Genomic DNA, 1,738 nt, shown 5'->3' with positions numbered 1-1,738 from the left:
TGCCAGCCACAGGGAAGACCGACTGGCCGGTGAGGAACCTCTGGAGATCCGGTTGGGCGGCCGGGCTTTCAGCGTCACCATGCGCACTCCAGGCGATGACTTCGACCTCGTGGCCGGTTTCCTCGTCTCCGAAGGTGTGGTGGCGGAACCGGGAGAAATACTGGCGCTGCGCTACTGCGCGGGGGTTGACGAGGAAGGCCGGCAGACCTTCAACGTGGTCGAGGCACAGCTCCGGCCGGACGTTGCCCTGCCGGACACCTCCATGGAACGCCACGTCTACACCTCCAGTTCCTGCGGTATCTGCGGAACGGCCTCGATTGATGCGGTCCGCAAATCGGCGCGCTTCGAGGTGCACGACGACGACGGCACAGTGAAGCTTTCCGTCCTCGCCTCCCTGCCGGACCGGCTGCGGACCAGCCAGAAGCTTTTTGACCGCACCGGGGGCGTCCACGCCGCCGGTCTCTTCAGCCGCGAGGGGGAACTCCTCTGCCTCCGTGAGGATGTCGGACGGCACAATGCGGTGGACAAGGTGGTCGGGTGGGCGCTGCGGAGCGGAATGCTGCCGCTGCGCGGAATGATCCTGCAGGTCTCCGGCCGTGCCTCGTTTGAACTCGTTCAGAAGGCGCACCTCGCCGGGATTCCCACGCTCGCGGCGGTGAGCGCGCCGTCGTCGCTGGCTGCCGAGCTGGCGGAGGAATCGGGCCTCACGCTGGTCGGATTCAGCCGTGGGCGCACCCTGAACTGCTATACGCATCCCCGGCGCATCGAGGCGGACTCGACTCCGGAATAGGGGCACCCGGGCCGGGGTTGCACACCAGTATGGAACTCGGCATCTTCAGCTTCGGCGACATCCACCCCAACCCGGTGACCGGTGGCCACAGGGAAGACCGACTGGCCGGTGAGGAACCTCTGGAGATCCGGTTGGGCGGCCGGGCTTTCAGCGTCACCATGCGCACTCCAGGCGATGACTTCGACCTCGTGGCCGGTTTCCTCGTCTCCGAAGGTGTGGTGGCGGAACCGGGAGAAATACTGGCGCTGCGCTACTGCGCGGGGGTTGACGAGGAAGGCCGGCAGACCTTCAACGTGGTCGAGGCACAGCTCCGGCCGGACGTTGCCCTGCCGGACACCTCCATGGAACGCCACGTCTACACCTCCAGTTCCTGCGGTATCTGCGGAACGGCCTCGATTGATGCGGTCCGCAAATCGGCGCGCTTCGAGGTGCACGACGACGACGGCACAGTGAAGCTTTCCGTCCTCGCCTCCCTGCCGGACCGGCTGCGGACCAGCCAGAAGCTTTTTGACCGCACCGGGGGCGTCCACGCCGCCGGTCTCTTCAGCCGCGAGGGGGAACTCCTCTGCCTCCGTGAGGATGTCGGACGGCACAATGCGGTGGACAAGGTGGTCGGGTGGGCGCTGCGGAGCGGAATGCTGCCGCTGCGCGGAATGATCCTGCAGGTCTCCGGCCGTGCCTCGTTTGAACTCGTTCAGAAGGCGCACCTCGCCGGGATTCCCACGCTCGCGGCGGTGAGCGCGCCGTCGTCGCTGGCTGCCGAGCTGGCGGAGGAATCGGGCCTCACGCTGGTCGGATTCAGCCGTGGGCGCACCCTGAACTGCTATACGCATCCCCGGCGCATCGAGGCGGACTCGACTCCGGAATAGGGGCACCCGGGCCGGGGTTGCACACCAGTATGGAACTCGGCATCTTCAGCTTCGGCGACATCCACCCCAACCCGGTGAC

Annotated in this window: 2 protein-coding genes; both read left to right on the top strand. The window is 66.7% G+C overall.

Annotated elements, in window-relative coordinates; translation table 11 throughout:
* On the top strand, positions 1–790 hold a 790-nt coding region (gene fdhD / locus X803_RS18540; protein ID WP_035778200.1), incomplete at its 5' end, for a formate dehydrogenase accessory sulfurtransferase FdhD.
* 29 nt (positions 791–819) lie between these two features.
* Positions 820–1,659, top strand: a complete 840-nt coding sequence (gene fdhD, locus X803_RS18535) for a formate dehydrogenase accessory sulfurtransferase FdhD (RefSeq protein WP_051470564.1) — start codon at positions 820–822, stop codon at positions 1,657–1,659.
* The last annotated feature ends 79 nt before the right edge of the window (positions 1,660–1,738 follow it).

This window comes from Arthrobacter sp. 35/47, assembly GCF_000520475.1.
In the GTDB taxonomy this organism is placed as follows: Bacteria; Actinomycetota; Actinomycetes; order Actinomycetales; family Micrococcaceae; genus Arthrobacter_D; species Arthrobacter_D subterraneus.
The sequence above is the reverse complement of the archived record's forward strand: the minus strand, read 5'-3'. Positions and strand labels throughout refer to the sequence as shown.